The sequence below is a fragment of the Bacteroidales bacterium genome, from assembly GCA_035299085.1.
In the GTDB taxonomy this organism is placed as follows: Bacteria; Bacteroidota; Bacteroidia; order Bacteroidales; family UBA10428; genus UBA5072.
Genome location: DATGXG010000015.1, coordinates 24,449 through 30,940 on the forward strand (window position 1 = coordinate 24,449; position 6,492 = coordinate 30,940).

General features: G+C 44.6%; 4 protein-coding genes. 2 read left to right on the forward strand and 2 right to left on the reverse strand.

The window, feature by feature from the left end; translation table 11 throughout:
• Nucleotides 1-40 precede the first annotated feature (40 nt).
• Both VK179_04405 and VK179_04410 read right to left on the reverse strand, forming a co-directional pair.
• Nucleotides 41-1,690: a hypothetical protein gene (locus VK179_04405; protein ID HLO57959.1), complete on the reverse strand. Its 1,650-nt coding sequence runs from the start codon at nt 1,688-1,690 to the stop codon at nt 41-43.
• Nucleotides 1,687-3,618 (reverse strand): nucleoside-diphosphate sugar epimerase/dehydratase, encoded by a 1,932-nt coding sequence (locus VK179_04410; GenBank protein HLO57960.1) that lies wholly within the window; start codon nt 3,616-3,618, stop codon nt 1,687-1,689. Before VK179_04410 ends, VK179_04405 begins: the two co-directional genes overlap by 4 nt.
• Nucleotides 3,619-3,769: 151 nt before the next feature.
• Between VK179_04410 and VK179_04415 the strand changes: the two genes are divergently transcribed.
• Together VK179_04415 and VK179_04420 are read left to right on the forward strand one after the other, a co-directional pair.
• Nucleotides 3,770-4,468, forward strand: a complete 699-nt coding sequence (locus tag VK179_04415; protein ID HLO57961.1) for a hypothetical protein — start codon at nt 3,770-3,772, stop codon at nt 4,466-4,468.
• 356 nt (nt 4,469-4,824) lie between these two features.
• Nucleotides 4,825-6,366 (forward strand): lipopolysaccharide biosynthesis protein, encoded by a 1,542-nt coding sequence (locus tag VK179_04420; protein ID HLO57962.1) that lies wholly within the window; start codon nt 4,825-4,827, stop codon nt 6,364-6,366.
• The last annotated feature ends 126 nt before the right edge of the window (nt 6,367-6,492 follow it).

A 6,492-nucleotide genomic window follows, 5' to 3' on the forward strand; every position in this document is an offset into this window, starting at 1 on the left:
GGATGTTTTGATGGACAAATATAATAAATAACTCGGTTAATCAGAAATCGTAATAGCGGTTGAAGACCGATGACCTAATACCAAACCAGAAATGCACAGTTTGGTTGTCGGCCAGTTCGTTATTTTGTTGCCTGATGGTCAGCCCTGCATTGAACATAAGATTGGTAGCCGGATTAACAATCCAACCTGCGCTGATGTCATGCTGCCAGAGGGTTGTTTTTAGTCCCTGCCCTATTGTATTCCCGAATTCATTTACAAAGTCGTAATATGAGCGGTATATATCGTGTCCGAAGCTAAGGCCTGCTGTATCAGCACCATAAACTACATAGACTGATTTAAGCTCAAACTGCCATCGGTGAAAGCGTTTGTTGAGTATCAGCAAAGCTTCCCTGAAATTAGCCCCCTGCGGGTGCGCCAATGGCTGGTTATAATGGCCGTAATTCTGAACCGGAGAGTTATGGGCATAGGTGTATGGCCTTACGTGGTTATATTCGGCCTGTATAAAGAGATTTGATATTTTGAACGGGTCGTATGATTTTATCCCAACCTGGAATCCGTGTTTGTTTGCCCACCATCCATCGCCTTTCAACACATGCTCGAGTTTAAACTCATCCAGCATAAGCTGGCAATAAATGAAGTTCGATTTTCGGACCCTGAAGCGTAAAGAGCCACCGAGCAAAGCATTATCAGGTGAACCAAGGGAGAATTCAACCGGCCTGTAAAAGATGATCGGGTTGAGGTAGTTGACATCAAAGCCCCTCACCCCTGTTGAATCAGAGGCCTGCCACACAATCGATTCAAACAATCCCATATTGAGCCAGGGCAATACATTCCAGCTCAGGTAATGGGTGGTGGTGTATTTTTTCTGCCACGGATGCCAGTAACCGCCCTTGGGAGCCCTGATATCCTGCAGCTGGCTGTAGATGTTAATATACTGTATATTCCATACCTGGGTGCTGATGGCCAGGTATGGGTAATTAAAGGCAACATCTGACAGTAACAGCGACCTGTAGCCATCACCAATAAAGTTCTTCCCATGCCCGAGCCTGAAGTTAAAATATTGTGATGGTGAATAGGAAACATGGCCTTCCGCGAAAGCGTAATCAAATCCACCTGACTTGAAACTCTTGTACATTGCCTGACCGGGCACTACATTAAGGTTTCTTGATTGTGCATCGATCCATGTCGGGAAAACAGCCTGGCTTTCGAAGAATGCCGAATGGAATGCCACCTGTTTGCCAATGCTGCCATCCACGCGTATACCCCTGGTGTTAACCCATGTTTTCCGGCCATCTTTCCATCCCGTTCCCGGCTGGCCTTCAGCAACCGGCTGATCCTTGCCTGATGAAATCTCATTGCCGGTTTCAAAGTAAATCATGGGATCAATCTTCAGTTTTAATCCCATGGTATCCACTATAATCAACGGCTCATAAAACACCTTGCGGTTGAGCCATGCCCTGAACGACTTATTCATAGCCCCCGGTGCTCCCCTGTAAAGCCCTGGATAAGCCGGGTCTTTTTCGCCGGTTTCAATCCTCATCGGATAAATCGCATGCCATGCTTTACCATCTTTCACCAGATTCCGCTCGTATTCAATACGCAGCTTATGTTCAAATGGCAATGTTACAGGCTGTCCGATAAGCCTCACCGACAAAATCAGCAGCAAAAAAAGCGTAAAGATATTTTTCATCCTACCTTATCCAAAACCTGGTAAACCGAATTATTACTCTTAAACTCAGGCACCATCTTTTTAAGGGCTGCCACAAGCACCATCTTATCATTTAGTTCCATTGAATGCGACAAATCAGCGAGTGTTTCAACAACGTCAGCAAGCCTGTTATATCTCACTTTTGCTATCGATATCTTGGGATGATGCGTTGGTATGCCCTTTTCCTTGTCGTAAAGCAATTCTTCATAAAGCTTTTCACCAGGACGTAGTCCGGTATATACTATCTTAATATCCTTATCCGGTTCCAGTCCGCTCAATCGGATCATGTTGAAGGCAAGGTCAGCAATCCTCACCGGCTTGCCCATATCAAACATCAGAATTTCACCTCCGTTACCAAGTGCACCGGCCTCAAGCACCAGCTGGCAGGCTTCCGGGATGGTCATAAAGTACCTGGTTATCTCAGGGTGGGTAACTTTAACAGGACCGCCTGCAGCAATTTGTTTCTCAAAAATCGGAATAACCGAACCGTTGCTTCCCAGCACATTGCCAAAGCGGGTGGTAATAAAGCGTGTTTTATTGGTAAAATCGTGGTTCAGGCTTTGTATGTATATCTCAGCAGCACGCTTGGTTGCGCCCATAACATTGGTTGGGTTCACGGCCTTGTCGGTTGAGATCATCACAAACCTCTCGGCGCGGAACCTGGAGGCCAGGTCAGCCATTACTTTGGTTCCAAAAACATTTACCCGCACGGCCTCATATGGGTTTTGCTCCATCATGGGAACATGTTTGTATGCGGCAGCATGATAAATCACTTCAGGGGTGAATTCAGCAAACACCTGTTCCATCATCGACTTATCACCAACATTGGCAATAATGAACTCAAATTTAACCACCATTTCGGGAAACCGTTCCTTCAGTTCATTCTCAAGGTCAAACATAGGCGTTTCGGCCTGATCAACCATTATGAGCTGCTGAACATCCAGCTGGCAAAGCTGGCGTACCATTTCGCTCCCAATACTTCCGGCAGCACCGGTCACCATAACGCGCCTTCCGGTGAGCTGTTCGCGCATATGCTCATTATCAAGGCGTATTTCTGACCGTTGAAGCAGGTCTTCAATCTTTACGCGGCTGATCTGTTTTACCGAGAGCTGGCCATTAATCCAGTGGGCAACAGGCGGAATCTCCTTTACCTCGAGCTGCGTTTGAAGCAGTAGTTCCTCTATTAGCTCTCGTTTCTGATCCTTCTCAATTTTCTGTATCGCAAAAATAACTTCCTTAACACCTTTCTCGCTAAGGAATTTGGGATTAAGCACTCCGGCAGAATATACGAAAACGCCCTCAATGGTCTTCCCAATTTTTCCAGGGTGGTTATCAACAAACCCAACCACTTTTACGCGCCTGTCAAGGTCAGCCTGCAGAACGTTTTTTGTGATAATACCAGCTGATCCGGCACCATAGATCAACACGTTCACAAAATCACCCTGCGATTTCATCCAGTAATATATAAGCCTTATCGCAAACCTGGTGGTCACCAGAAGTGCTATTGCTATCACATAAAAGATGATAATGATTGAATACGGTATGTGCGAGAGCCAGTAATGGACGTAAAAGTTATTGAGAGTATTGATTATCAGCAGCGCTGCCACAACAAATGACATCGCTTTCATTACAAGTATGGCATCCCTGACGCCTGTATGCCTGATAATGGTCTTATAAAGGCCGGTGAAAAGAAAAGCAGTGGTTACGAATAAAATAATATATACCAGCTGGTGGTACATGTCGCTTCTGATCTCATTGTTTAGCTGGAAATTATAGCGAAGCGTATAGGCAATAACAAAAGAAAAGCACACAATGAATACATCCTTGATAAGAACAAGCCATTGTGGCAGAAACTTATCACTTCTCTCTAGCAGGAATTGCCTGATGTAGTTTTTGTAGTTAAGTTGCAATGTTTAACCCCTCTTTTTCGCGATAACAAAAGTATAGAAATATTTTTCTTGTTCTACAATCCATTGCATTTACATTGAAAACCCTTATTCAATCAGTGTTTTAACTCTAAAAAATAAAGTACTTTTGAAAAATCCAATCAAACCGGAGGTAATGGATTTGAATCTTAACAAATACACGGCCATTTCTGCCATCTTCTGCTTATGCTCTTTCATGCTGGTAAGGTTTACCGATTCGGCCATTTTATCGGTCTTTCTGAAAATCAACCATATTAATTTCGACTTTTCCATTTTTAAAGTCACATACCTTACCGGGGGACAAGGCAACTGGACTGAGGGAAAAGTTATTTTCATCTACACCCTGCCCTACCTCATGTTTGCTCTGGCCGGAATATTCCTGCCCCATATACTCAGGCGAAGAAATAATATTTTCCTGCAGATGGCTATTACCTGGCTGTCGTTTCAGATGGTACTGATTGTGCTGGCAGGACTGGTAAGCGGTATTTTTGAGTTTCAGGGCATTGGGGTGGCAATGGAATGGCTGCTGGTAAATATGCCGGTAAAGATCTTTACTTCCCTCTTTCTGCTGATGTTAATCTATTTCTCGGTAAGAAGGTTCGGGTGGTATTTCCTTCGTAAAGTGCCCCACCGCTCCCTTCATGATGATCTTGATCAGCGCAGAAGGTGGTTGAACCACGTGGTTCTGTATCCTTTCCTCATCTCGTTTGCTTTTATTTTCCCCTTTGCCGGTATTGACACCTGGCTGAATTTTGTGTCTTCCTTTATTACCGGCCTCATTTTCATCCTGGTCATTTATAAGATGATACCGTTGGTTTATATTCCGCTTAATTAGCGCTCAGCATTTTCGTTCAGCGGACTGACCTGTGCAAACGGAACAGTTGAAGGGTCCAGCGTGCAACGCGGTGCTTTGTTCTTTCGCCCCACGCCCAGCAAAAGAGTGAGGTGGAAGTGTAGAACCTTTCCCCAGCATCAGTAATTCCACCGATGAACCGCAGGACCAGCTGGCATGATAAATCTCCAGAAACCCTTGATAATTAATCTATTCAGAAATTTCTCAATCTGTGGAATCTCTTTTGCCTTAGAATTTGAAATTTGAAATTGAAGGATTCAAATCTCAAATCTCAAATCTGATATCTCAAATCTCAAATCATTGATTCTCAAAACCAGCAACCGAAAACAACCATAAAAATGCAACTTAAAGAAAAAACCATCACTGCCCTCTTCTGGAGCTTCATAGATACCATTGCCGGCCAGGGGATTAATATTATGGCAGGTATTATTCTGGCCCGGCTGCTCATGCCCCGCGAATTCGGGCTTATAGGCATGGTGCTGGTATTTTTTGCACTTTCGGAGGCATTTATAAATAGTGGCTTTACCAGTGCACTTATCCGCAAAAAAGAGTGTACCCAATCTGACTACTCCACCGTATTCTTTTTTAACCTGTTTGCCGGTATTGCCTTTTTCGGCATCCTCTTTATTGGTGCCCCTTTTATTAGCCGCTTCTTCAATGAGCCACAGCTTACCGCTATTGTCAGGGTACTGGGACTGGTACTTATTATTGATGCGGCAACCCTTATACAACGAACAATCTTAACCCGCAACCTCGATTTCAAAACCCAGGCGCGGGTGTCGTTCATAGCCTCTGCCGGCTCAGGGGTGGTGGCTGTTGCAATGGCTGTTAACGGACTGGGTGTTTGGAGCCTTGTAGCCCAGCGCCTCAGCCGCGAACTTATCTATTCAGTCTGTCTCTTCATCTGGAACCGCTGGAAACCTCAGCTTGTATTCAGCATGAAATCGTTTAAAGAGTTGTTTGGCTTTGGCAGTAAATTACTGGCAAGCAGCCTCATCGACAATTTCTATAATAATGTATACTATCTGCTCATAGGCCGTTATTTTTCAGCCGCACAGCTTGGTTTTTTCACCAAAGCCGACGAATACAACCGCATGCCTTCTCAGAATATTTCAGGTATTGTGCAGCGTGTCAGCTATCCTGTTCTCTGCAGCGTGCAGGATGATAACGAGCGGCTGGTGGCCGTTTACCGGAAATTCATCAGGTACACCATGTTCATTACCTTTTTATTCATGATGGCACTTGCCGCCATGGCTGAACCAATGATCATCACCCTGATAGGTGAAAAGTGGCACAACTCGGTGGATTATTTCCGCATGCTTTGCTTTGTTGGCATGTTTTTCCCCTTGCATGTGCTTAACTTAAACATCATCCAGGTAAAAGGCCGCTCTGACCTGTTCCTGAAACTGGAGGTTATAAAGAAAATTACAGCCGTACCGGCCATTATATTAGGCGTAATTTATGGCATTAAAGTGATGATCATCGGCATGATGGTAAACACCCTGCTCGATTTTTACCTCAACAATCACTGGAGCCGCAAAATGATCGGTTATTCGTTCATGGCCCAGGTAAGGGATATTCTGCCTTCATTTGTAATGGCTGTCTTCGTTAGCGGAATCGTTTACAGCCTCGGACTCTTATTGCCTTACAGCCATGGTGTAAACCTGCTTATTCTAACGCTTACCGGTGCCTTGCTGGCATTGGTCATCTGCGAATCGACCGGCTTTAAAGATTATGTTTACCTGCGCGATATTATAATGGAAAAAACAGGAACCTCACGAATTATGCAGGGCATGAAGGTATTTGGTTTCCGACTGGTAACATTACCCGTTAAAGCTTCAGTCATGCTTTTCAGAAGTGAAGGGAAAAGGAAGAAGTGACTAGTGACTAGTGACTGGTGACTGGTGACTAGTGACTGGTGATTGGTGACTGGTGACTGGTGACTGGTGACTGGTGACTAACTTTAAAGCGCATAAATTTTGGAGATTGTGTGAACGTATGGATTC